Origin of the sequence: Bacillus sp. FJAT-50079 (assembly GCF_018343515.1) — a bacterium.
GTDB lineage: Bacteria > Bacillota > Bacilli > Bacillales > Bacillaceae_C > Lederbergia.
In genome coordinates this window covers 71,563-95,242 of the sequence record NZ_JAGYPD010000005.1, presented here as the reverse complement: position 1 = coordinate 95,242, position 23,680 = coordinate 71,563, and the positions used below count along the sequence as shown (strand labels likewise).

At 37.8% G+C, this 23,680-nt stretch carries 23 protein-coding genes and 1 riboswitch; of the genes, 19 read left to right on the top strand and 4 right to left on the bottom strand.

The window, feature by feature from the left end; all coding sequences use genetic code 11:
* Positions 1 to 20 precede the first annotated feature (20 nt).
* The gene (gene motA, locus KHA95_RS14140) at positions 21 to 821 is read left to right on the top strand and encodes a flagellar motor stator protein MotA (RefSeq protein WP_213138175.1); all 801 of its coding nucleotides are present in this window, start codon (positions 21 to 23) and stop codon (positions 819 to 821) included.
* Positions 808 to 1,587 carry a flagellar motor protein MotB gene (gene motB, locus KHA95_RS14135; protein ID WP_213138174.1) on the top strand — a complete coding sequence of 260 codons (780 nt, stop codon included), beginning with the start codon at positions 808 to 810 and terminating at the stop codon, positions 1,585 to 1,587. The genes motA and motB overlap by 14 nt, the downstream gene beginning before the upstream one ends.
* 40 nt (positions 1,588 to 1,627) lie before the next feature.
* Here motB and KHA95_RS14130 read toward each other — a convergent pair whose 3' ends face one another.
* Complete coding sequence (locus tag KHA95_RS14130; protein WP_213138173.1) at positions 1,628 to 2,821, bottom strand: MFS transporter; 1,194 nt, start codon at positions 2,819 to 2,821, stop codon at positions 1,628 to 1,630.
* 12 nt (positions 2,822 to 2,833) lie between these two features.
* A complete protein-coding gene (locus KHA95_RS14125; protein WP_213138172.1) occupies positions 2,834 to 3,253 on the bottom strand; it encodes a MarR family winged helix-turn-helix transcriptional regulator in 420 nt (139 codons plus the stop codon).
* Positions 3,254 to 3,418: 165 nt separating this feature from the next.
* On the opposite strand from KHA95_RS14125, the gene KHA95_RS14120 reads away from it, so the two are divergent.
* Both KHA95_RS14120 and KHA95_RS14115 read left to right on the top strand, forming a co-directional pair.
* Positions 3,419 to 3,994 (top strand): glycerol-3-phosphate acyltransferase, encoded by a 576-nt coding sequence (locus KHA95_RS14120; protein ID WP_213138171.1) that lies wholly within the window; start codon positions 3,419 to 3,421, stop codon positions 3,992 to 3,994.
* A complete protein-coding gene (locus tag KHA95_RS14115; RefSeq protein ID WP_213138170.1) occupies positions 3,994 to 5,577 on the top strand; it encodes an aminotransferase class V-fold PLP-dependent enzyme in 1,584 nt (527 codons plus the stop codon). Before KHA95_RS14120 ends, KHA95_RS14115 begins: the two co-directional genes overlap by 1 nt.
* 775 nt (positions 5,578 to 6,352) lie before the next feature.
* On the opposite strand, the gene KHA95_RS14110 is transcribed toward KHA95_RS14115, so the two are convergent.
* Entirely contained in the window at positions 6,353 to 7,525 is a 1,173-nt protein-coding gene (locus tag KHA95_RS14110; protein WP_213138169.1) for a pyridoxal phosphate-dependent aminotransferase, read from the bottom strand.
* A 110-nt stretch (positions 7,526 to 7,635) separates the two neighbouring features.
* On the opposite strand from KHA95_RS14110, the gene KHA95_RS14105 reads away from it, so the two are divergent.
* The 5 genes from KHA95_RS14105 (at position 7,636) to KHA95_RS14085 (ending at position 13,497) form a co-directional block, all read left to right on the top strand.
* A complete protein-coding gene (locus KHA95_RS14105) occupies positions 7,636 to 8,424 on the top strand; it encodes a carbon-nitrogen family hydrolase (RefSeq protein WP_213138168.1) in 789 nt (262 codons plus the stop codon).
* 47 nt (positions 8,425 to 8,471) lie between these two features.
* A riboswitch (SAM riboswitch) is annotated at positions 8,472 to 8,576 on the top strand.
* Between the two features lie 72 nt (positions 8,577 to 8,648).
* On the top strand, positions 8,649 to 9,659 hold the full coding sequence (locus tag KHA95_RS14100) for a methionine ABC transporter ATP-binding protein (protein WP_213138167.1): 1,011 nt from the start codon (positions 8,649 to 8,651) through the stop codon (positions 9,657 to 9,659).
* Positions 9,652 to 10,314 (top strand): methionine ABC transporter permease, encoded by a 663-nt coding sequence (locus KHA95_RS14095; RefSeq protein WP_249316929.1) that lies wholly within the window; start codon positions 9,652 to 9,654, stop codon positions 10,312 to 10,314. Before KHA95_RS14100 ends, KHA95_RS14095 begins: the two co-directional genes overlap by 8 nt.
* 19 nt (positions 10,315 to 10,333) lie before the next feature.
* On the top strand, positions 10,334 to 11,164 hold the full coding sequence (locus KHA95_RS14090; RefSeq protein ID WP_213138165.1) for a MetQ/NlpA family ABC transporter substrate-binding protein: 831 nt from the start codon (positions 10,334 to 10,336) through the stop codon (positions 11,162 to 11,164).
* A 290-nt stretch (positions 11,165 to 11,454) separates the two neighbouring features.
* Positions 11,455 to 13,497 carry a GDSL-type esterase/lipase family protein gene (locus KHA95_RS14085; protein ID WP_213138164.1) on the top strand — a complete coding sequence of 681 codons (2,043 nt, stop codon included), beginning with the start codon at positions 11,455 to 11,457 and terminating at the stop codon, positions 13,495 to 13,497.
* Positions 13,498 to 13,554: 57 nt separating this feature from the next.
* Here KHA95_RS14085 and KHA95_RS14080 read toward each other — a convergent pair whose 3' ends face one another.
* Positions 13,555 to 13,779 (bottom strand): DUF1128 domain-containing protein, encoded by a 225-nt coding sequence (locus tag KHA95_RS14080; protein WP_213138163.1) that lies wholly within the window; start codon positions 13,777 to 13,779, stop codon positions 13,555 to 13,557.
* A gap of 139 nt (positions 13,780 to 13,918) precedes the next feature.
* On the opposite strand from KHA95_RS14080, the gene KHA95_RS14075 reads away from it, so the two are divergent.
* The 10 genes from KHA95_RS14075 to KHA95_RS23180 all read left to right on the top strand — a co-directional run bounded on the left by KHA95_RS14075 (position 13,919) and on the right by KHA95_RS23180 (position 23,627).
* Positions 13,919 to 14,767 carry a YihY/virulence factor BrkB family protein gene (locus KHA95_RS14075; protein ID WP_213138554.1) on the top strand — a complete coding sequence of 283 codons (849 nt, stop codon included), beginning with the start codon at positions 13,919 to 13,921 and terminating at the stop codon, positions 14,765 to 14,767.
* A 164-nt stretch (positions 14,768 to 14,931) separates the two neighbouring features.
* Positions 14,932 to 15,990 carry a calcium/proton exchanger gene (gene cax, locus KHA95_RS14070; protein WP_213138162.1) on the top strand — a complete coding sequence of 353 codons (1,059 nt, stop codon included), beginning with the start codon at positions 14,932 to 14,934 and terminating at the stop codon, positions 15,988 to 15,990.
* Positions 15,991 to 16,074: 84 nt separating this feature from the next.
* Complete coding sequence (locus KHA95_RS14065; protein WP_213138161.1) at positions 16,075 to 16,860, top strand: YfkD famly protein; 786 nt, start codon at positions 16,075 to 16,077, stop codon at positions 16,858 to 16,860.
* Between the two features lie 74 nt (positions 16,861 to 16,934).
* A complete protein-coding gene (gene pdaA / locus KHA95_RS14060) occupies positions 16,935 to 17,729 on the top strand; it encodes a delta-lactam-biosynthetic de-N-acetylase (RefSeq protein WP_213138160.1) in 795 nt (264 codons plus the stop codon).
* A 96-nt stretch (positions 17,730 to 17,825) separates the two neighbouring features.
* Positions 17,826 to 18,692 (top strand): DNA-3-methyladenine glycosylase family protein, encoded by an 867-nt coding sequence (locus KHA95_RS14055; protein WP_213138159.1) that lies wholly within the window; start codon positions 17,826 to 17,828, stop codon positions 18,690 to 18,692.
* Between the two features lie 74 nt (positions 18,693 to 18,766).
* Positions 18,767 to 18,994, top strand: a complete 228-nt coding sequence (locus tag KHA95_RS14050; protein ID WP_249316926.1) for a hypothetical protein — start codon at positions 18,767 to 18,769, stop codon at positions 18,992 to 18,994.
* A 303-nt stretch (positions 18,995 to 19,297) separates the two neighbouring features.
* The gene (locus tag KHA95_RS14045; RefSeq protein ID WP_213138158.1) at positions 19,298 to 21,232 is read left to right on the top strand and encodes an asparagine synthase-related protein; all 1,935 of its coding nucleotides are present in this window, start codon (positions 19,298 to 19,300) and stop codon (positions 21,230 to 21,232) included.
* Between the two features lie 14 nt (positions 21,233 to 21,246).
* Complete coding sequence (locus KHA95_RS14040) at positions 21,247 to 21,384, top strand: paeninodin family lasso peptide (protein ID WP_213138157.1); 138 nt, start codon at positions 21,247 to 21,249, stop codon at positions 21,382 to 21,384.
* 95 nt (positions 21,385 to 21,479) lie between these two features.
* Positions 21,480 to 23,429: an asparagine synthase-related protein gene (locus KHA95_RS14035; protein WP_213138156.1), complete on the top strand. Its 1,950-nt coding sequence runs from the start codon at positions 21,480 to 21,482 to the stop codon at positions 23,427 to 23,429.
* An 18-nt stretch (positions 23,430 to 23,447) separates the two neighbouring features.
* Entirely contained in the window at positions 23,448 to 23,627 is a 180-nt protein-coding gene (locus KHA95_RS23180; protein WP_213138155.1) for a paeninodin family lasso peptide, read from the top strand.
* Positions 23,628 to 23,680 lie beyond the last annotated feature (53 nt).

Sequence of the window (23,680 nt, the reverse complement as noted above, 5' to 3'; positions counted from 1 at the left end):
ATAGGGTTAGGATGAGATAAATGGATAAAACAACTCTGATTGGATTTATATTAGGAATTGTGGCGATTGGCGTCGGTATGCTATTAAAAGGGGTAAGCTTTGTAGCCTTGCTTAATCCAGCTGCTATTTTAATTATTATTGTTGGAACTGCCGCAAGTGTGATCATTGCTTTTCCAACCTCGGAAATCAAAAAAGTACCAAAGCTAATTCGCATTATTTTTACAGAGCGTAAAGAATTAGAGCCAAAAGAATTGGTCTTTCACTTTTCCGAACTGGCTCAATTAGCGAGGAAGGAAGGGTTGCTCGCGTTAGAAGGAAAAATGGAGGAGATTGAAGATCCTTTCATGAAGCATGGCTTAAGCCTTGCCGTTGATGGTCAAAGTGCCGATTATATACGTGATGTTTTAAATGAGGAAATTTCGGCGATGGAAGAGCGTCATGAGACTGGTGCTTCTATTTTTTCACAAGCTGGTACATATGCCCCTACATTGGGGGTTTTAGGAGCGGTTATCGGGTTAATCGCTGCGTTAGGAAATATGGACAATACGGATGAATTAGGAAAGGCAATTTCTGCTGCATTCATCGCCACGTTATTTGGAATCTTTACTGGCTATGTATGGTGGCATCCGTTTGCTAATAAATTAAAAAGGAAGTCAATGGAAGAAGTAAAAGTGAAGGAAATGATTGTCGAAGGGATCTTATCAATTTTAGAAGGAGAGGCCCCACGTATCATTGAACAAAAGCTTGCCTCTTACTTGCCTTCATCTGAGCGAGATGCACTCACTCTAGAAGGTGGTGAAGCGCAAAATGTCGAAGCGTAGAAGGAAGAAAAGACAAGAAAGTGAAATGAGTGAATCATGGCTTTTACCTTATGCTGACTTATTAACATTATTACTGGCGCTTTTTATCGTGTTATTTTCTTCTAGTGCGGTTGATGCCCAAAAATTCCAGCAGTTATCCCAAGTGTTTAACGGTATCTTTATGGGAGGAACGGGACCATTAAACTATCAACAGCCATTGGAAAATGATGATCATAGCAAAGATGTCCCAGACAACAGCTCAGAACCGGAAGCTGAAATTGAACAGAATATCGAAGCCGTTCTGGATACAGAAGATCAGCAAGAACTAGAAGCGATTCAAGAAAAGGTCAATGCCTTTGTACAAAAAAATGATTTTCATCATAAATTTGATGTCGCCTTAACTTCGGAGGGGCTGCTCCTGACGATTAGAGATAATGTCTTGTTTGAGTCAGGGCGGGCAGATGTGCGGGAAGAAGACAAAAACACGGCGAGGGAGCTGGCTGTTTTATTAGAAATGGAGCCTCCACGGAATATTATTATTAGTGGTCATACGGATAATATCCCGATCCATAACTCAGCATTCCAATCAAACTGGGAATTAAGCGTGATGCGTGCGATCAATTTCATGAAAGTTCTTTTAGAAGATGACAAGCTTGACCCACGTTGGTTTAGCGCAAAGGGATATGGTGAATTCCAACCGATTGCGGACAATCAAACAAGTGCAGGCAGAGCGAAAAACCGTCGTGTGGAAATACTTATTTTACCTAAAGTAAAAGAAACCGATTAATGAAAAGGGTGGTGAAAATTTTTCACCACCCTTTTTGACTTTAAATATGTGCTTCTTGTTTCTGCGGTTGCTTGATTTTTTTTGTTTGCCCTTTCCCATGTAAAAAATAATATAGGCCAAGACAGCCCATTACGAAGAAGGAAAGAATTAAATATAAATGTCCGTATCCTGTGCTTGCTGCGATCATTCCTAATACATAGGAACCAATCCCAATGCCTGAATCAAATAGAGTAAAAAACGTAGCAGTTGCCATGCCTCTAGTTGTTGGTGTTGCGTTACGGATGACAATCGTTTGTAGAGCAGGGGTTAATGAACCAAACCCAAGACCGACAAAGGCAGCAGATACTAAAAATGTAAAGGTAGATGTTGAGAAGCTTAGGAGAAGAAGTCCCGCTGCTGCTGAAAGAATCGCCGGATAGATAATGACGTTTTCTCCATATTTATCAAACCATCTTCCAGTAAATGGTCTTGATGCAAGCAAGAATATGGCGTACACGACAAAAAAGTAGGTAGCGGCTGAAATGAGATCGAGTTCTTTAGCATAGACCGATACGAACGATAATATGCCGGAATAACCAATCGCTAACGCTCCACCGACAACCGCGATCGGCAACGCGCTTTTGTCGATTAATTTTTTAAAGGAAAATTTCATTTCCATTTGTGCGCTGGAAGAAGGAATCGTAACGAATAATACGGAAATGATCGCCAATAAACCTAGCCCAGTACAGATGATGAACATCATCGTAAAATCTGTTATTTGAATGAGCGTTAGGCCAAGAAATGGACCAACAACCATCGCAATGTTCATTGACATCGCATAATACCCCATTCCTTCTCCTCTTCTTGAGTCGGGAATTAAATCAGCTACGATTGTACCTGTTGCCGTTGTGGCGATTCCAAAACCAATACCGTGAAGAAAACGAAGGATAAGAAAGGTAATAAGTGATGAAGAAAAAATATAAGAAAAAGTTGATAGAAGAAAAATAGCGAGTGCGATTGCTAGCATTTTTCGACGCCCGATTTTTTCAATCCATATGCCAGAAAAAGGGCGAACAAGGACCGCACCGATAAGAAATGAAGTGACGACTAAGCCAATTTCAGTTGCTGTTCCATTTAGTTCTTCCATCGTATAAATCGGCAAAGTGACCATAAGTAAATAAAAAGTTAAAAATAAAAAAAAGCTTGAAACGGATACACCGATAAAATTTTTCGTCCATAATGGTTCTCTTTTCAAAAAACATTCCTCCTATTTTTCTATGTTTCTCATTAACTTATTTAGGACCTCTTGTGAATGCAGTTGCTCTTGTATTGTGATCTCCTGCATTAATTGTTTCTCAAATGAATGGATTGTCTCCTTCCATATTGGATAATGAGCTTTTGCTTTATCTGTTAAAGTAACGAGCTTTTCACGTTTGTCTTTTCCTTCACCTCTAAAAACAAAATCGGCTGACTCCAATCTTCGAATGCTTCTTGTCATCGTCGGGGCTTCTACATTTAGATGATTACAAAGCTCTGACTGTGTAAGTGGGCCACACATATACAACGTATAAATAACCGTCCATTGTGCGCTATATATTCCGTGCGGAGAAAGTAATTCATTGATTTTTTTGGAAAGCTTTCTTGAAGTTTGAAAAAACAAATGAAAAAAACGATGATACTCCGTCATTTTTTCCCTCCAAAATTAATAGTTACCTAGCTAACTATATTATGTTTTGCAATTATTGTCAAATGCTGCAAGAATACCGTTACGTTGAATTCGCAATTGTTGATACAATCATTTACGAATTATGTTAAAATTAGGTATAAATAAACAATTGGAAAAGGGTGCATGATGATTAAATTGATTTGGCTCGTTAGCGCGTATGCACTTGGGAATTTGTTGACGGGCTATGTGCTGGCGAAAACCGTTTATCACAAAGAAATTCGTCAAGAAGGGAGTGGGAACGCAGGCGCGCGCAATGCTGGCAGATTATTTGGTAAGAAGGCTTTTATTTTTACATTTTTAGGTGATGCAAGCAAAGGTGCGCTTTTGATTTTAATGGCGAAATGGCTTGGTTTTGCAGCTGAATGGCAAATGCTATTATTATTATCAGTTGTTTTGGGCCATATATATCCAGTCTTTCTTCAGTGGAAAGGCGGAAAAGGGATGTCTACATATATCGGTGGAATTCTGGCGTTTGACCCCATTTTATTTTGTTTATTTGCAATTATTTTTCTTATTTTCTATCCTTTATTACGCAGCTTTACAATCGCCGGAATGATTGCGGTTGGTTTATATCCTTTACTTATGCTCTTTTATTATCGGTGGGAAGCCGTTGTCATTTCCTTGATGATTTCAGTCATCATTATATTTGCCCATCGTCAAAATTTAAGAGAAAAATTTTTTACTGAAAGGAAAATCAGCTGATGAGCTTTATTTATAAAATTGCCACAGAACAAGAAGAGTTTGAGCAAATTAATCAATTAAACTATCAAACATTCGTTGAGGAAATTCCTCAACATGATAAAAATAAGTCAAAAACATTGACTGATAAGTTTCATAAAGAAAATACATATATGATTTGTTTAAAAGATGAATTAGTGATTGGGATGATTTGTGTTCGAAGCAATCGACCATTTTCACTTGATGGAAAGATTGGAGAAGTAGAGGAACATTTACCTGTGCAAGCGAAAAAACCATGCGAAATTCGCTTGTTAGCGGTGGATCCCGCCTATCGGAACGGACGTGTCTTTTTAGGGCTTGCCCAAGCATTAATTCGTTTTTGCTTAAAAGCAGGCTATGATATGGCGCTCATTTCCGGAACGACACGAGAACAAAAACTATATGAACAAATGGGGTTTCAGCCATTCGCTTATTTAACAGGAAGCGAGGATGCGGCATTTCAACCAATGTATTTGACAAAATCCACATTTGATGAAGGAATTGCTGGACGAATTTTAAAAGAACAAATCAATTTTCTGCCTGGTCCAGCCACGATTGCACCAGAAGTTCAGCAAGCGTTAGCAAAAGTACCGATTTCACATCGATCAAAGGAATTTGATGGCATATTACATGAGGTTCAAGGACAATTAAAGACGCTCGTGAGGGCAAACGATGTGCAAATTTTACATGGAACCGGCACATTAGCGAATGATGCCGTTGCCGGACAACTATCGCTCCTCAACGGAAAAGGGCTTATTCTTATGAATGGAGAGTTCGGTAAGCGCCTTGTTGATCATGCCAATCGCTTTCAACTCCAATTTGAAACGATGGAAGCGGAGTGGGGAAAAGCATTTGATATGGTGTTGATTAAGGAATGGCTAGAAAGAAGAAAGGTCGACTGGATTTGGGCTGTCCATTGTGAAACATCAACGGGTGTTTTAAATGACTTAGAGCAACTCAAGCGATTAAGCAAAGAATATAATCTGAAACTGGCAATTGATTGTATTAGCTCGATCGGGACAATTCCGATTGATTTATCAGGTGTTGCTTTCGCCTCAGCAGTAAGTGGAAAAGCACTTGCTAGTTATACAGGTGTATCATTTGTTTTTCATGAAGAGGAATTAATCCCATCCAACCGTTTGCCGCGCTACCTCGATCTTGGGGCATATGCTGCTGCCGGGGGTACGCCTTATACGCAATCATCAAATTTATTAAGTGCTCTTACGGTTGCTTTACAAAAATATAAATATCCGGAAAGTGTATATGAAACGATCGCATTGCGCTACAATAAGATTAGAAGGGCAGTAGAGGAAGCGGGTTTGTCAGTGCTTTCCGCCGAAAATGAATCTGCTCCGGGTATTATGACAATCCTTTTACCTGATGGAAAAAATGCAATCCAATTGGGTGATGATCTATATTTCAATGGTTTTACCGTCCATTATGAAAGTTCGTATTTACAACAAAAAAACTGGCTGCAAATCTCTTGTATAAATGATGTGTCTGAGAAAGACGTAAATAAATTACTGCACACGATTCGTGGGTTAAGTGAAAAAACATTAGTTAAATAATAAAACAGATCCTGTTTAGGATCTGTTTTTCTATTTATATAAGTTGAATAAATAACATACATAAAATGCTGAAAGTAAACACTGTTGATTTCCGTTCCAAGCGGACGCTTTCTGGGGGCGGCACGTGAGCCTCGTGCCAACAGGATGTTGGCCACGGAGCCGTTGCCACAGGAGCGCATTTTAAGGCTTCGTTCCTTAAAATGCGCTCCTGTGGGATCTCATGTTTGCCGTTAATCCCCCAGGAGTCGCCGTCTTTCACTCTAATCAATCTGTTTAAAACCATTTAAATGAACATCTTAACTTCAACTTATATAGAAAGATAAAAACACACTTTTATTATGTACTAGCAGTAAATCTAGACCGAAAGTGATAGAATCACTAGCCCATTTTAGAAATTCTAAGCCGTAGCGGTAATTTCTAAGCCATAGCGAGGATTTCTAAGCCAAAGCGAAGATTTCTAAGCCAAAGCGAAGATTTCTAAGCCAAAGCGAAGATTTCTAAGCCATAGCGAGGATTTCTAAGCCATAGCGAGGATTTCTAAGCCATAGCGAGGATTTCTAAGCCATAGCGAGGATTTCTAAGCCATAGCGAGGATTTCTAAGCCATAGCGAAGATTTCTAAGCCAAAGCGAAGATTTCTAAGCCATAGCGAAGATTTCTAAGCCATAGCGAGGATTTCTAAGTCATAGCGAGGATTTCTAAGCCATAGCGAGGATTTCTAAGCCATAGCGAGGATTTCCACAAGCCATAGCTAGAATTTCTAATCCCCCAGAGTTTTAAAAAATATCAAGTTTTGCTATTCGTTTGGCCGCTTCGCGTAGACGGTCTTCGGTTGTTAATAAACCAACTCTCACATATCCTTCGCCATGTTCACCAAACCCAATACCAGGTGCTACGGCTACATGTGCTTTTTCTAGTAAGAGTTCGGCAAAAGCTTCTGACGTATATCCATCTGGAACTTTTAACCAAGCGAAAAAGGAGCCTGGAGGTGCATCGACATTCCAGCCAATTTCATGCAAGCTAGATATAAAGGTGTTTCGTCTCTTTTCATACGTTTCATTTAACTGAATCGCACATGCCTGTGAACTAAGCAGTGCTTCTGTTGCTGCGTCTTGAATAGCGCCAAATAAACTAACATATAAATGGTCTTGCAATAAATTGATTGCTTCAATAACAGAGCGATTACCAACGGCGAATGCGATACGCCAGCCTGCCATATTGTATGTTTTTGACATTGTGTAAAGTTCTACGCCAATTTCTTTTGCTCCGGGTACTTGGAGAAAACTAATTGGTTTTTTACCATCAAAACCGATCGCACCGTATGCAAAATCATGAACGACACAAATATCTTGCTCGTTTGCAAATGCAACTGTTTTTTCAAAAAATTCTAAGTCAGCAATCGCTCCTGTCGGATTGTTCGGGTAATTTAAGATCATCATTTTTGCCTTTTCTGCAATTGAAGCGGGGATCTCATCGTAGCGTGGAAGAAAATGATTGTCTGCTTTTAATGGCATCATCTCCATCTGTACTTTCGCTAAGGCAGCGCCGGACCAATAATCTGGATAACCCGGGTCTGGTACGAGCATCGTGTCACCAGGATTTAGTAAACATTGCGGCAACTCAACAAGTCCCGCTTTTCCGCCAAATAGAACAGCGACCTCTGTTTCAGGGTCAAGATCAACATCATATTCACGTTTATAAAAAGTTGCTACTGCTTCTTTTAGTTCCATTTTGCCGCGAAAAGGTGGATAGCGGTAATTAGAGGCTTCATCTGCCGCTGATTTTAAGCGTTCGACGATATGACCCGGTGTCGGGAGATCAGGATTCCCTTGCCCAAGATTGATGACATCATGTCCAGCAGCAATCTTTTGATTTACCTTTTGCACGAGCGAGGCAAAAAATTGCTTCGGTAACTGTTTTAATATATCGGAAGTTTCAAAGTTTTTCATTCCGCCACCTCAATAAAATTAATTGGATTTTCCTTTTCATTTCTAGTGTTCCATGTTATAACGAATAATAATGTTTGTAAAGTACAGAAAATTTGGGGAGGAATTTGGGGATGAAGTGGAAAGTTGGCTGTATTCAAATGGACATTGCGTTCGGAGATCCAGAGGGAAATTTTACACGTGCGGAGCGATGGTTTGAAAAAGCGGCAAAAGAACAATGTACAGTTGTTGTTTTGCCAGAATTATGGACAACAGGCTATGATTTAACCCGTTTAAATGAAATTGCTCATCAAGAAGGACGTGATGTGATTGCGTTTTTACAAGAACAAGCGAAGAAACATCAATTTCATATCGTTGGTGGCTCGGTAGCAAATAAAACAAAAGATGGCGTAAAAAATACGATGTACATCATCGACAGCGAAGGAAAGCTCGTTCACGAATATAGTAAACTTCATCTGTTCCAGCTTATGGATGAGCATTTATATTTGCAGGCGGGCAATGACGAAACCAATTTTACGCTTGATGGAGAAGAAGCGGCAAGTTTTATTTGCTATGATATTCGCTTCCCGGAATGGTTAAGAAAACCTGTGCTAAATGGGGCAAAGGCATTGTTTGTTGTCGCAGAATGGCCGATTCAAAGACTGGATCATTGGCAAACGTTATTAAAAGCTCGTGCGATTGAAAATCAATGTTATGTCATTGCATGCAATCGTGCAGGTGAAGACAAGAATAATGTGTTTGCCGGTCACTCACTCATCATTGATCCGTGGGGGACGATCATTTCTGAAGGTGGAATTGACGAAGAATTATTAGTTGGAGAAGTGGACCTTGATGAAATTGAAGAAATTCGCAGCCGCATCCCTATTTTTGACGATCGCCAGCCAAAGAAATATTTCTGTTGACAAGTTTCGACTTTTTCGTCATAATAACTTTATCCATATGAATATGAAACTTATCAAGAGTGACTGAGGGATCAGGCCCGAAGACGTCCGGCAACCTCCAATTGGGGAAAGGTGCCACTTCCTGCGGAATGGAAAATTCTGAAAGATAAGTCGAAAGCGAACAATGAATTTTCGATGCCTCTTTCAAGATGAAAGAGGCATTTTTACTTTTTGAGGTGGAGAATATGATACAAATAAGCAATATAACAAAAAAATATAAAACAAAAAAAGGCGAAGTGGTTGGTGTCGATAATGTATCCTTATCGATAAAAAAAGGTGAAATTTTTGGCATCGTCGGTTACTCAGGCGCTGGTAAAAGTTCTCTGATTCGCTGCCTGAATTTGCTGGAAAAACCGACATCAGGGTCTGTAATTATTGATGGGACTGATTTAACAAAGCTTTCAGCGTCTGAGCTGCGCCAAGCTCGTCTGAAAATTGGGATGATTTTTCAACATTTCTACTTAATTAGTTCTAAAACGATTATTGAAAATATTATCTTCGCTTTAAAAGCCGCCAATTATCCACAGGCAGAACGTGTAAAAAGGGCAGAACAACTACTCCATATGGTAGGTCTTTCCGATAAAAGGGATGTGTATCCATCACAATTAAGCGGTGGACAAAAACAACGTGTCGGTATTGCTAGAGCACTTGCGAATAATCCATCTGTTTTATTATGTGATGAAGCAACATCAGCGCTTGACCCAAGCACGACGAAGTCGATTTTAGCTCTATTGAAAAAAATTAATAAAGAGCTTGGCATCACAATCGTTCTGATTACACATGAAATGGAAGTTGTGAAAGAAATTTGTGATCGGATGGCTGTCATGCAAGATGGAAAGATTGTTGAGCTTGGTTCAGTATACGATATTTTTGCAACGCCAAAGGCAGAGCTAACAAAGGAGTTTATCGGTGATATTTTACAATTGGATATTCCGGAGAAATTATTAAAACAATGTTCGGGAGAAATTGTAAGAATCCAATTTAAGGGATCAAAAGCCGGTGAAACGGTCGTTTCAGATGCGCTGCAGCAATTCAAAGTTAAAGGGAACTTTTTACATGGGAATATTGAATATATTCAAGAAGAACCGTTAGGAATTTTCATCATGGAATTGATTGGCGAGGGACCAGAGGTAGAAAAAGCCATTCAATATTTACAAGAAAGAACGGGAAATGCAGAGGTGGTCACTCATGGTTGAGCATATAATCGAAATGCTGCCAGATTTGAATAAAGCTTTTTTTGAAACAATTTATATGGTCGGGATTGCACTTCTCGTTTCGGTCATTATTGGATTACCGTTAGGGGTACTACTGTTTGTTACGGATCAAGGTATGTTTTGGGAAAATAAGTTGGTGAAATCGACAGTTGGCTTTCTAGTAAACTTAATTCGCTCGATTCCGTTTATTATCTTACTCGTTCTCCTCATTCCATTTACGATTTTAATTGTAGGAAAAGCTATAGGACCTACGGCAGCCATCGTTTCCTTATCGGTTGCTGCGATCCCATTTTATGCAAGAATTGTAGAAACATCTTTTAGAGAAATTGATAAAGGGGTGATCGAAGCGGCGATTGCAGTTGGCGCAACACCGTGGATGATCATTAAAGATGTGCTCATATCAGAAGCAAAGCCAAGTCTTATTCAAGGTATCACGTTAACGACGATTAGCCTTGTCGCTTACTCAGCGATGGCAGGTACTGTTGGCGGCGGGGGTATTGGGGATTTAGCCATTCGCTTCGGATATTATCGCTATGATACAGTCATTATGTTTACAACCGTTATTTTGTTAGTAATATTAGTTCAGTTGATCCAATTTATTGGAGACCGCTGGGCAAAATATGCAGATAAAAGATAAACTTCAGGAGGAAACAGACATGAAAAAATGGTTTTTAGCAGTTACAATCATTCTAGCAATTAGTGTACTTGCTGCATGTGGTGGTAGCAAAGACGAAGGTGCAGCAAACGAAGATAAAAAGGAAGTAAAAATTGGTGCAACAGCTGGACCATTCACAGATATGGTTACAAAAGCGATTAAACCTGGCTTGGAGAAAAAAGGCTATAAAGTGGAAGTAGTAGAATTCAGCGATTACATTCAGCCAAACAATGCTTTAGCAAACGGTGATATCGATGCGAACGTCTTTCAAAATTTAGTATACATGGAAACTTTTGCAGAGCAAAACAAACTGAACCTGTCAGAGGTAATTACTGTTCCAACTTCACCAATGGTTATTTTCTCTAATGTATTTAATTCATTAGATGAAATTACAGAAGGAGCGACTCTAGCGTTACCAAATGACCCAACGAATATGGGAAGAGCGCTATTAATTTTAGAACAAGAAGGCTTGATTACATTAAAAGACGATGTTAGTCATTTAACGATTTCTGAAAAAGACATTAAAGACAACTTTAAAAATATTAAATTCCAACCGATTGAAGCAGGTCAGCTTCCACGTGCGGTTGAAAGCGCGGATATGGCAGCAGTACCAGGAAACTTCGCATTTGCAGCGAAAATGAAACCAGAAGACGGCATTGCAATTGAAGATATGGATGATGTTTTCCGCAACCGCGTCGTTATTGACACAAAAAACAAAGATGCTCAATTTGTAAAAGACATTAAAGAAGTAGTAGAATCAGAAGAATTCGAAGCGGTTATCGACTCAGACTTCGTTGATTTTACAAAACCGGATTGGATGCAAAATAGATAATAGTTGCACTTATCCTTAAATAAGCCTTTTCTCGATTATAAGCGAGGAAGGGCTTTTTCTATTGCAATAGGCTCCGGATAGAAAGTTAGATGTTAGTTCGAAAGGACTATATATATTAAGTTTACTTAAAGAAAAATACAGAATATTGCAAATTGTATTGCTTTTGATAATATATATATAATAAATAATCTATGAAAGGAAGGTAATAATTTAGTAGTTAACGAGTTATACTATGGAGTTTACATAGTTTAAGGTCCTCAAAAATACTTAAAAGGAAAGGATGATTTCATTTGCAAAGAGTAATAAAACGATCGCGCGCACTACTATTAATGCTTGTCTTTGTACTCGCTTTTGCCCCATTATCAACATTAGCTAATGAAGGGAAGACAAACACAGTTAATTATGTCGCGTTAGGTGATTCATTGGCGGCAGGAATTCTTTCTGACAATACACCTAGTACGGGGTATGTTGGATTAATTAAAAATAGTCTAGAGGGAAATGGATATGAGGTAAATGTACATAATGCCGGTAAATCGGGTGCTACGTCAGGGCAAGTACTAGCGGGGCTATCCGAAATTTCAAAATTAGCAGATGCGGACATTATCACGATAAGCGTAGGTGCGAATGATATTTTAGGAGGACTAATGCCGATACTTAGTTCCGGCATAAATCCAGCTGATTTAAACAAGGAAAAATTAGCAGAAGTACAACAATTAGCCGAAGTAACAATGGCGAATGCCAAACTAGCGGCAGATGCTGAGGATATTGCAAAAAGCGCAGTTGAAAGAGAAGTAAACGAAATTAAGAACGCAATGAATAATTTAGAAGTCACGGGAGCAATAGAGGTGATCAAAACAAAAATACCTGCTGAGAAACTTCCACTCGTTCAGCCGACTTTAGACAATATTCTTTCGAATGTTTTAACTGCACAGACGAGTGTTGGATTAGCTCTGGATACTTATAATAGCGCGGGGTCATTAGAAACAGTTTCAAGTGAATTGAATACCGCTGGGGCAAAACTAAATGAGACGGTAACTATAATCAATTCACTAAAAACATTTATACCGGATGACTTAAAAACATTGGCAGATGAGATTGTGGCCCAATTATCCGATGCTTCGGCAAAGGCGAGTACAGCAAAGGCAGCGGCCGATGGTGCAATAACAGCTGTAAATGTGTCCAATGAAGCAAAAGTGGCTGCCGAGCAAGCACAACAAGCGGCTCAGCTTTTAGGAGATGCATTGACAAAACTAGCTGCGATTCCAGGGATTATTGGGGAGGTTGGCTCGAACACGGCACAAATATTAGGGGCAATTAGGTCGGTAAACCCTACTTCTAAAATTTACGTTATGGGTTATTATAATGCTCTTCCATATTTACCAGCGGAAGTGCAAGAAATTATGACGAAGCCAATGCTATTCAATTTAAACACGGCAATATCAATGCCAACATCCCAATTTGGTGCGACGTTTGTACCCGTTGCTCAATTATTTGAAGGAAACTATCAAACGTATCTTCCGAACCAAGCTAATATTCATCCAAGTGCGGCTGGGTATGAAGCACTTGCTAGTGCATTTATCGGAGCAATTAATCCGTCATTCCCAAAAATCGAAGATCCAGACCCGGAAGAACCTTATGTAAAAGATGTTGAATTAGGAAAAGAGCTAATGGTGAACTCGGATGAGCTGATCCGGATTATTGGAGCGGATGTAACCTTATTATTGCCGAATGATCTTCCAGAAGGAACGTTACTCACTGTTACACTTACAAGCGAAGATGCCCTCTCCAAAGCAGAAGGACTAAAAGCTTTTGGCGATGCTTTGAATTTTGAATTCCAATATCCAGAAGGGTTTAAAGATTACGAAGGAACGTTTACACTTATGATGGGCTATGATGCTGATTCACCGGAAGATGTAGATATTTACTATTATAACGAAGCCGAAGGTAAATGGGAAAGTCAGAAAGGAGAGAAAAATAAGGAGTTACAAACAATTAGCATAGTTGTTACTCACTTCTCGAATTACGGTGTCTTTGCTCAAGTTGACAAGCCAGACGACACACCACCTGTCGATCCTAAAGATCCTGTTCAAGATCCAGATGATGGGGATGACGATAAAACCCCTGTCCCGGGTGCGAAAGATCCTGGAAATGGATCAAAAGATGACACGAAAAAAGATAAAAAGGACGATAAAACGAAACATACAAAGAAAGGCAGCTTACCAAACACGGCAACAAACGATTATAATTGGCTCATGCTTGGAATATCCCTATTATTAACGGGTGTTGCAATGTTCTTGCTTTCGAGAAAACGTCGTTTATCAATTAATGCATAGTAGTTTCATAGAATAAGGGAAAGGAGGGGTTCGCCTTCCTTTCCCTTAATTTATCATTTACGCTCTTCTTAATTGACCAAGCTCTTCCGCCAATGCTTGCATCTCGTTTGGGCTAAAGCTATTTTTTTTCATCACCAATTCATAAATTTCCTGAAGCTCTTCGTAGCGCTCTTCGTCAAGGCTATCTGATTTAATTGCTCCGATATTAACCATTCTTAACTTCGTAATAATTTCGTTAAGCATATATTCAATATTTTCACGTGAACTTTTTGTCAAATCCATAATCCAAACCCCCTATCCTTTTATTCATATCTTCCATCCTTTCATTACAATGGGAAATTGTCAACATTTTATGAATATGTTTGATGATAAGAAAAAAGGTAAAATATAAAGTAATGATGATATTTAGGTGGTGGCCACTCTGAAAAAGCGAAAGAAGAACGTACGAATAAATCGGAAGTTTTTAAAAAGACTGTTGGCAAAAGTGATGGATAATGATGTTACAGGAATGGCTGCTCAATTAGCCTATTTCTTTTTACTTTCATTGTTCCCTTTGCTTATTTTTATCGTTACATTACTTCCGTATACACCATTGACACAGGATGATATTTTTAATGTTATTAAAGATTTTGCACCTACGGAGACATTTTCCATGATTCAAAATACAATTAATGAAGTTATGGAAAACAGAAGCGGAGGGCTGTTGTCGATCGGGATAATCGGGACAATCTGGTCGGCATCAAATGGGATGAATGCGCTAATGCGCTCGTTAAATAGAGCATATGATGTAACGGAAAAAAGACCGTTTCTAGTAGCAAGAGGGCTAGCTATATTATTAACGCTTGCAATGATCTTTGTTTTTCTATTAGCGCTTCTACTTCCGGTATTTGGTAAACAGCTCGGAATATTTATTTTCTCTCAATTTGGGTTGTCAGTAGCTTTTTTAAAAACATGGAATTTATTACGATGGGTTATAAGTCCGGTCATTTTATTTATCGTATTTCTTGGCATTTATTATATTGCGCCAAGTGTAAAAATTAAATGCTTAGCAGCCGTTCCCGGTGCCATTTTTGCTAGTGTCGGATGGATCATCGTTTCTTTAGGGTTTTCCCATTATGTTTCGTATTTTGGGAACTATTCCTCGACATACGGAAGTATTGGAGGAATCATTATTCTGATGCTTTGGTTTTATATTTCTGCCATTATTATGATGGTAGGAGGAGAAGTGAATTCACTTTTTGGTGAGCGAAATGGAGAATGCCATTCATAACACCGTTTGAATGAGGGGACTTGTCATCTTATCTGATAAGTCCCTTTTTCGATAGAAAGCTGGAAAAACAAGAAAAAAGTAAGGGTAAAAAACTCTATTCTAGGGAAAAGTTGAAATATTAATGAAAGATCGAGCATTATTCAAAATGGAAGGATTTGGACGAGATGTTGAACAAATTTTTTTTAGGAGTCGTTTTCATCGGATTTCCTTTATCAGTAATCGGATCGTTATTCCATTTCTCTAATGTACTCATGTTTGGAGTTTATTGTATTACGATTATCGGGCTTGCTAGTATTATGGGGAGAGCAACAGAAAGTTTAACGATTGTTGCCGGTCCTCGTATTGGAGGGTTACTGAATGCAACATTTGGTAATGCCGTTGAATTAATTATCTCAATCTTTGCGTTAAAGGCGGGTCTTATTGGTGTTGTGCTTGCCTCTTTAACAGGTTCTGTTATTGGGAATTTATTGCTTGTTGGCGGGCTGTCCTTTTTTATCGGCGGATTAAAGTTTAAGCGGCAAACATTTAATGTGTACGATGCAAGGCATAATTCAGGTTTGCTCATGTTTGCTGTAATCGTCGCTTTTGTCATCCCAGAAATTTTTTCACAAAACATGAATGAGGCGAAAACGATTAGTTTAAGTGTTGGTATATCGATTATCATGATTACATTATATTTGGCTGCACTCTTTTTTAAACTTGTTACCCATCGGGGAGTGTATCAGTCGAAAGAAACGGAAGAAAATATAGAAGAAGAAATACCCGAGTGGACAAAAACAAAGGCGATTATTATTTTAGGAATTTCGACAATCGCTGTTGCTTATACGTCTGAACGACTTGTTCATACATTTCAAGCCGTTGGTGAAAAATTCGGATGGACTGAATTATTTATTGGAGTCATCATCGTCGCAATCGTTGGAAATGCGGCAGAGCATGCTTCGGCTGTATTAATGGCCTATAAAGATAAAATGGATGTAGCTGTTGAAATCGCTGTTGGTTCAACGTTACAAATTTGTATGTTTGTTGCGCCGATTCTCGTCATTGCATCATTATTTTTCCAGATTAACATGCCACTCGTATTTACTATTCCTGAAGTCGTTGCAATGGTGACTTCCGTTCTTCTCACGATCGTCATTGCAAACGATGGAGAATCCAACTGGTTTGAAGGGGCAACATTGTTAGCCGCTTATTTGATTATGGGAATTGGCTTTTATTTATTATAAGAGTGGATAAACATGTTCAATTAGGAAAAACATAAAGGTAAACGACGGCTCGAGCAGCCGCCCATAGGAAAGGAGTATACCTTTATGAAACTGTCGATGACATTCGTGAAAATGGTGCTTTTATTATTTTTTATTGTAATTGGTGGAGCATCCGTTCATGGTGCTGAAAAGACATTTGAAATACCATCCTCCGTTGTAAATATTGGAAAGGAGAACACAATTCCAAGTCAAGCACAGGACCAGCCGTATTTAAAGCCAAGTAAATTTACAAAAGAATTACTTGATTCGGCGGAAGAGCCAATCGAAAACCCCCATTTAATTCGACTTTTAAATGAATCTGCGATTAATAAATCACCCTTTTCTATTGGAATGCGTGCAACTATCTATATGGGTGAATGGCCATTAAATTATAAATCACATGAAATGAATGTGAATTGGAAATATCAAAAAGTAAATACGAACGTGTATGATAACAATGCCGGAACAGCCAACCATCAGATTTCTTATACACAGCAAATGCATAAAAGAGTAAAAGGCGGGTTAACGTTGAAAGTACCTCATTCAGATGATGTACAAAAAATGATATTATTGAAGGCAATGAAAAAGTCGAAGCTACCTCTTGGAAATGAAACAAATATTGGGGCAGGTACGAAGCATCATCAAATTTATAATGTTCATCCGAAGCAAGCTGGCTACTTAGATGCCTACGTTCCAGCAGTCATTGAAAAAGGTGAGGTAACATACGGTGAAGTGTACTTAATTATTAAAGGCACAAAACGAAAAATTGTTGTGAAAAATGCTACATCGCAGCCAGTTGGGGCATGGTTGCCGATTCAAGATCATCTATCTTTTATATACCAAGCAAAATAAGTTGTAAAAGCTGGAAGGCATGATTTTACGGCAAATGAAAAATATATAGGAAAAGAAAGAAATGAGGAATACAAATGAAAAAGATTATCTATGTAATCCCAGCTCTTTTCCTTATTTTTCTAGCTGCGATTCCTGTATCAGCGCTATCCAATCAACCGATTCATTGGGGATTTAAAAAAGGCTCCAATGAACAACAAGCAGAGGCAGGAGTTCCTTATGATCAGCTTTTAGAAAAATATGATGCTTTTTATAAAGGCAGTCCAAATGAAAAAATATTGTACCTAACATTTGATAATGGATATGAAAATGGCTACACGGCTCAAATACTCGATGTTCTAAAAAAAGAAAAAGTACCTGCGACTTTTTTTGTAACAGGACACTATTTAGAAACAGCGGCAGACTTAGCGAAACGAATGGTTAATGAAGGACATATTATCGGGAATCATTCATGGAGCCATCCCGATATGACGCAAATTAGCGAACAGCAAATAATAGTAGAGCTTTCGAAAGTGCAAGAAGCAACTGCCAAGCTTACTGGTCAAAAAACGATGCAATATTTACGCCCACCGCGTGGAATATTAAGTGAAAGAACGTTAAAAATTGCGAAAGATGCCGGTTATATCCATGTCCTTTGGTCGCTTGCTTACCGGGATTGGGTTACAAATGACCAAAAGGGTTCGAAATATGCATACGACAATATAATGGCCCAAGTTCACCCCGGCTCAGTCATGCTGCTTCACACCGTATCAAAAGATAATGCAGACGCACTGGAACAAGTCCTAAAAGACTTAAAGAAGCGCGGATATGTCTTTAAAAGCTTGGATGAGTATATGATAAAAGAAAGAATGAAGAATCCGATTATAAACTAAGCCAATCGAAGACACACTCGATGAAATGTCGCAGTGTGTTTTTTAGTACGATAAATTATTATATAATGAGAAAGAAGGAAAGCGTGGTGAATATAAATGTGGCAGGAAAAAATCGAAATCGCGGGTCCGTATCAATTTGATCTCGCATTAAGTAGACTAGCAATAGATCCGTTAAATATTGTTACTCAGGAGGAAAGGATGATCAAGGTTCCGATCTATTCAAATTCTCCGGAGGTTGCGACAGTTCGAGCGATCGGAACGACTGAAAAGCCCGAGTTCCTTATTAGTGGACAGGATTCTTCGTCAAAATTCAATGTGCTGCAAAAGGTCGCTTCTATTTTTCAGTGGGATATTTCTCTTAGTGAGATTGATCAGCATTTTTCTACAACGTCTTTGAAAGATGTTTTTGCAAAACATTATGGCACACCGATTGTATTGGAGTTTTCTTTATACAATACATTAGTGAAATCGATTATTCATCAGCAATTGAACATGAAGTTTGCCATTTCTTTAACAGAACAATTTGTTAAAACATTTGGCTTTGAATTGGATGGGGTCCCTTTTTATCCATCGCCCAAAACCGTAGCGGAATTACATATTGAGCAATTAAGAAACTTAAAATTTAGCCAGAGGAAAGCGGAGTACATCATCGATTTATCAAAACTAATTGTAAGTGGCGAGCTCAATTTAGAACATCTTGCGCAGCTACCGGAAGAGGTAGTCATCAAAGAGTTAACAAAAATTCGGGGAATTGGACCATGGACTGCTCAAAACTTCCTTTTATTTGGTCTTGGAAGAGCAAACTTATTTCCGATGGCAGATATCGGCATTCAAAACGCAATCAAAGCGTTATTTAAGCTTGAGCAAAAACCGACAATAACCGAGATGCAGCAATATAGTGAGGAATGGGAGCCTTATTTAAGCTATGCATCACTCTATTTATGGCGAAGTATTGAAAATTAGGGTGAAGAGTAATTTCAAGTTCTGTGAATATATTATATACTTATAAAATAATACGTAATAGGGAGGTCAAATCAATGTGGATAGTTATTCCAATTATGATCTTTTCAATACCAATCGTTGCCATCATCACAGAGCATCTTCGAAAAAGCAATAAAATAAAAATGAGCTTAATTCAAGAACAATTACAATTAGAAAAAATAAAGCATGAAAATTATTTATTAGAAACAGAAAAATTAAAGTTAGAACTTGAAAAAATGCAATTGACTGCTTCAAATGAAGATCCATATAAACTTGTTAAATAATCATTCTGACGGTATTTGTTTATCCATTCGTACAAATACCGTTGTGTTTTTATTGGCTACTATTTATAGGAAAGAAGCTTGGCGAAATTCTGAAAAAAATGTATGAAGTAGTTGACTTTCGCTTTCATAGGTGTTATTTTTGTTACATATATATTCTTTATATAGAACAAGTTGGCTGTTTTAAAGAATATTATTCTGACAACTAGCAAATTATAAATAGGTATTTTTTTTAAAAATGCCTTACACAATTTAATTCGATTGTTCTTTAATAAGAACAACTATGGTTTATGTTGGAGGGAAAAAATGAGTGCAATAGCTGGTATTTATCATCTTAACGGCGAACCAGTATCCGTTGATCAAAGTAATGGAATAATGAAAGCGCTAGAAAAGTTTCCTGCAAATGATATTCAGACATGGCGTAAAGAAAATATTTTTCTAGGCTGTCATGCTCAGTGGATTACCCCTGAATCAATCGGTGAACAATTACCATTTTACGATTATGATAGACAGCTAGCGATCACTGCCGATGCCATCATTGATAACCGAGATGAACTGTTTGAAAGATTACATGTAAATTGTGAGGATAGAACAAAGATAACTGATAGCCAATTAATTTTGCTTGCTTACCATAAGTGGGGGGAAGAATCACCGAAATTTTTGGTCGGAGACTTTGCTTTTATGATATGGGATATAAAAGAGTGTAAGTTGTTTGGAGCAAGGGATTTTTCGGGAGCAAGAACGCTGTATTTTTTCCGAAGTCAACAACGATTTGCTTTTTGTACCGTAATAAAGCCATTATTTACGCTACCTTATATTAAGAAAGAATTGAATGAACAATGGCTTGCTGAGTTTTTGGCTAATCCATTAATGTTTGACTCGGTTGAACCAATATCGACGATATACAGAAATGTTGAGCATGTTCCTCCTTCACACTCAATTTTAGTTACAGAAAATAATGTGACACTTAAAAGATACAGTACTTTACCCGAAGGAAATAAACTCATTTTAAAATCAAATGAGGAATACGTAGAGGCATTTAAGGATGTCTTTCAAAGAGCTGTGAACGATCGATTACGTACTCATCATCATGTTGGTTCACATTTAAGTGGGGGATTGGATTCGTCATCGGTCGCTAGCTTTGCAGCAAAATCTCTTTTAAAGGAGAATAAAAGATTACATACTTTTAGTTATGTTCCTGTCGAGGATTTTGTAGATTGGACACACAAAAGTAGAATTGCCGACGAAAGACCACAAATCGAGTCGATCGTACAACATGTAAGGAATATATCACCGAATTATTTAAGCTTTGAGGATCGGAATCCATATACGGAGATAGATGATTGGATTGAGAAAATGGAAATGCCCTATAAATTCTTTGAAAATACGTTTTGGTTAAAGGGGATTTATGAAGAAGCGAGTAAAAAGGGAATCGGAATCCTTTTAAATGGCCAGAGAGGTAACTGGTCTATATCTTGGGGACCAACCGTGGATTACTATGCCTTATTGTTAAGAAGACTGAATTGGTTGCGACTTTATAAAGAAGTGTATCAATTTAGTAAAAATGTAGGCTCAGGGAGAAAAAGAGTAATGTCAGCGGTAACAAAAAAAGCATTTCCATTCTTGTATCAGAATCAATATTCAAAAGAAGACGAATTCCCTATTTTCATAAACAAAGATTTTGCTATTAGAACTAATGTATTAGAGAAATTATATGAACATGGTATCGACCCTAGAGGTAGGATAGATTCAAATTCCTATAAGATAAGAAAGCGACAGTTTCAACAATTGTATTATTGGAACACAATTGGAACATATGGATCAAAGTTATCATTGAACTATGGGGTAGTAGACCGTGATCCCACAAATGATTTAAGAGTGGTGCGATTTTGCTTATCACTTCCTGAAGATCAATATGTACAAAACGGTATAGGGAGGGCCCTAGTAAGAAGGTCCACAGAAGGTTATTTACCTGACAAAATACGTTTAAATGTGCGAACTAAAGGTGTTCAGGGGGCTGATGGAGTACATCGGATGAAGCAATATTGGGGTAGATTTATCAATGAAGTAGAACAATTAAAAAGCGAACCGTTCATACAGGAGTATTTAGATGTTCATGTTTTAGAAAAGTGCGTCTCGATGATTAAAGATAATCCAAAACCTGAATTAGCATTTGAATTTGAGTTAAAAGTTTTAATGAGAAGTCTTATTTTACACCGATTTATTAAAACCCTAAATTGAAAGGAGGTGACACGATGAAAAAAGCGTGGAAAAAGCCAGAGATAGAAATACTTAATGTAAGTTTGACAATGGCCGGACCTGGAATTAAAACGCCGGATGCTGTTCAACCAGATCCAGATGCAATGGAGCATGATGTCGTCCACTATAGTTAAGGATTTAAAGTATTTAGAGTTACCGCCCTTATACAAATCGGAAGTATGAGGGCTTTTTCTAAAAATGAAATCCATAAGGAAAGGAGGTTTACAAAATGAGCGCAATAACAGGAATTTACCAATTCACTAATGATCCAATCCTTCTTGATCATGGCAATAATTTGATGAAATCCTTCGAACGATTTCCTTCCGATGATATTCACATATGGCATAGTAGGAAAGTTTTTTTCGGATGCCATGTCCAATGGATCACCCCTGAATCTATTAATGAACGATTACCTTATTATGATTATGAACGACAGATTGCTATTACAGCTGATGCAATCATAGATAATCGAACGGAATTATTTGAAAGATTACAAGTAAATAAATCTGAAAGAACTACGATCACAGATAGTGAATTAATTTTACTTGCATACTTAAAATGGGGCAAGGAATCACCTAAATATTTAATCGGTGATTTTGCCTATATGATCTGGGATGAAAGAAATCAGACTCTTTTTGGTGCTAGAGATTTTTCGGGAGCACGTACCCTTTATTATTACAAAGATCATTCACGTTTTACCTTTTGCACAATTTTGGAACCGCTTCTCAAGCTGCCATATATCAAAAAGAAATTAAATGAAGAGTGGCTTGCGGAATTTATAGCGATTCCAACGATTATTGAAAGTGTAAACGTAAATAACACAGTTTATAAAGATATTTTTCAACTTCCTCCATCTCATACTATTACAATACAAAACGGTAAGGTCTCTCTTGAAAGATACTGGCATTTACCCGCAACTGAAATCTTAAGATTAAAATCTGATGAAGAGTACTACGAAGCGTTTCACGAGGTTTTTAATTTAGCGGTTACTGAAAAACTACGTACACATGGAAATGTTGGAGCACATCTAAGTGGTGGGCTTGATTCAGGATCGGTTGTAAGTTTTGCAGCTAAAGCGCTTAAACAAATAAATAAACGATTACATACGTATAGCTACATCCCAGAAGAAAGTTTTAATGATTGGACTCCAAAATATTATGCAGCAGATGAAACTCCATATATTAAAGAAACTGTCGGTTATGTAGGGAATATTAAAGATCGATATCTAAGCTTTGAAGACAAAAATCCATTATCTGAAGTAGATAATTTCTTAGATCTGTTGGAAATGCCATATAAATTTTTTGAAAATGCCTATTGGCTAAGCGGTATAGGTGACCAGGCTCAAAAAGATGGTGTGAAAATAGTATTAAACGGATCGAGAGGTAATCACTCCATCTCTTGGGGGTCTGAGCGACTAAATATTGAATACTATGCCTCACTATTAAAAAAGCTAAGATTATTTCACTTAAATAGAGAATTAACTATATACTGTCAGAACTTCATAACCGGTAAAAAGGTGATTTTGCCGGTTGCGGTAAGGAATGCGTTTCCTAAAATCGCTAATTTTTTCAGAAAAGCTGAAGGGTCTGCCTATCAATTCCCAGCCTTTATTAATTCGACATTTGCCCAGAAAACTAATATATATAATAAACTTCAACAATATGATATTGGCATATCGGGGAATTTCCATGGAGATCTTAATGAATATAGAAAGAATTATTATAACCAACTTTATGTTTGGAACAAAAGCGGAACAGCCACAACGAAAATGTCTTTACGATATTCATTATGGGATCGTGATCCCACAAATGATTTACGTGTTATCCAATTTTGTTTATCGATACCGGAAGATCAATATGTTAAAAATGGAATGCAACGATCGTTTTTGCGGAGAGCAACGAAAGGTATCCTTCCAGATAGTGTAAGGCTAAACCATTATGTTCGAGGAATTCAAGCAGCAGATACAATTCATCGTATGAAAGATAGTTGGAAAGCTTTTGTAGAAGAACTACATCAGATTAAGCAGGATTCCGCTATGGCCAATATTTTAGATATAAATGTAATCGGGAATATTTTATCAAAATTAGAGGATCAACCTAGTCCCAATTTTGTATGGACAGATGAATTTAAAATATTAACAAGAAGTTTAATCGTTTATCGATTCTTGAAGAGCTTTTAGCTGAAAGGAGGTGAATAAATGAAGCGACAATGGAAAATTCCAGTGATAGAGACTCTTGATATCAGTATGACGTTGAATGGACCTGGAAACGCCAATGCCGATTGCTTTGATGTTTCAGAAGGAAAGCATGAAACTCACCCAGGAAGATCGAATGCGAGTTGTAAAGGTAATGGTGGTGATCCTCTTGGAACTAGTTAAATTATTATTTTACTATTGTAAAAGCTCTTATACTAAATCACGAAGTATAAGGG

Coding starts and splice junctions, on each gene's coding strand:
- KHA95_RS14110 (WP_213138169.1), bottom strand. CDS start 7,525: ATGAAAAACTTTGAAACTTCCGATATATTAAAACAGTTACCGAAGCAA.
- KHA95_RS14080 (WP_213138163.1), bottom strand. CDS start 13,779: ATGGATTTGACAAAAAGTTCACGTGAAAATATTGAATATATGCTTAAC.
- KHA95_RS14065 (WP_213138161.1), top strand. CDS start 16,075: ATGAAACTGTCGATGACATTCGTGAAAATGGTGCTTTTATTATTTTTT.
- KHA95_RS14055 (WP_213138159.1), top strand. CDS start 17,826: ATGTGGCAGGAAAAAATCGAAATCGCGGGTCCGTATCAATTTGATCTC.
- KHA95_RS14095 (WP_249316929.1), top strand. CDS start 9,652: ATGGTTGAGCATATAATCGAAATGCTGCCAGATTTGAATAAAGCTTTT.
- KHA95_RS14100 (WP_213138167.1), top strand. CDS start 8,649: ATGATACAAATAAGCAATATAACAAAAAAATATAAAACAAAAAAAGGC.
- motA (WP_213138175.1), top strand. CDS start 21: ATGGATAAAACAACTCTGATTGGATTTATATTAGGAATTGTGGCGATT.
- KHA95_RS14115 (WP_213138170.1), top strand. CDS start 3,994: ATGAGCTTTATTTATAAAATTGCCACAGAACAAGAAGAGTTTGAGCAA.
- motB (WP_213138174.1), top strand. CDS start 808: ATGTCGAAGCGTAGAAGGAAGAAAAGACAAGAAAGTGAAATGAGTGAA.
- KHA95_RS14105 (WP_213138168.1), top strand. CDS start 7,636: ATGAAGTGGAAAGTTGGCTGTATTCAAATGGACATTGCGTTCGGAGAT.
- KHA95_RS14125 (WP_213138172.1), bottom strand. CDS start 3,253: ATGACGGAGTATCATCGTTTTTTTCATTTGTTTTTTCAAACTTCAAGA.
- KHA95_RS14120 (WP_213138171.1), top strand. CDS start 3,419: ATGATTAAATTGATTTGGCTCGTTAGCGCGTATGCACTTGGGAATTTG.
- KHA95_RS14090 (WP_213138165.1), top strand. CDS start 10,334: ATGAAAAAATGGTTTTTAGCAGTTACAATCATTCTAGCAATTAGTGTA.
- KHA95_RS14045 (WP_213138158.1), top strand. CDS start 19,298: ATGAGTGCAATAGCTGGTATTTATCATCTTAACGGCGAACCAGTATCC.
- KHA95_RS14050 (WP_249316926.1), top strand. CDS start 18,767: ATGTGGATAGTTATTCCAATTATGATCTTTTCAATACCAATCGTTGCC.
- KHA95_RS14035 (WP_213138156.1), top strand. CDS start 21,480: ATGAGCGCAATAACAGGAATTTACCAATTCACTAATGATCCAATCCTT.
- pdaA (WP_213138160.1), top strand. CDS start 16,935: ATGAAAAAGATTATCTATGTAATCCCAGCTCTTTTCCTTATTTTTCTA.
- cax (WP_213138162.1), top strand. CDS start 14,932: ATGTTGAACAAATTTTTTTTAGGAGTCGTTTTCATCGGATTTCCTTTA.
- KHA95_RS14040 (WP_213138157.1), top strand. CDS start 21,247: ATGAAAAAAGCGTGGAAAAAGCCAGAGATAGAAATACTTAATGTAAGT.
- KHA95_RS23180 (WP_213138155.1), top strand. CDS start 23,448: ATGAAGCGACAATGGAAAATTCCAGTGATAGAGACTCTTGATATCAGT.